1 protein-coding gene is annotated in these 237 nt (G+C 67.1%); it reads right to left on the reverse strand.

Features of this window, described 5'->3' with window-relative positions:
* Positions 1–236: DUF3145 family protein (locus SB754_RS22850; RefSeq protein WP_410784547.1), on the reverse strand; the 236-nt coding region annotated here is incomplete at its 3' end.
* Between the last annotated feature and the right edge of the window lies 1 nt (position 237).

The following is a 237-nucleotide window of genomic DNA, read 5'->3' on the forward strand; positions in this document are numbered from 1 at the left end:
GCGCCAGCGCCACCCATGCGGAAGGGTTCCAACGCCTCGTCCCAGGCCGTGCCCAGTGCGGCATCGAGCGCACCGGCGAGTTCCATCCCGTCGGCATGCGATGCCATCAGCGCGCGCAACTGCAGTTCACCGACGATCACGTCGCCGTTGGCGCTCATCGACCCCCGCCACAGACCGAGTCCGGGCACGAAACAGAATCGTTCGCCGTCCACACCCTCGCTGGCGTTTTCGGTGATC

This window comes from Leifsonia sp. SIMBA_070 (genome assembly GCF_046534635.1).
In the GTDB taxonomy this organism is placed as follows: domain Bacteria; phylum Actinomycetota; class Actinomycetes; order Actinomycetales; family Microbacteriaceae; genus Leifsonia.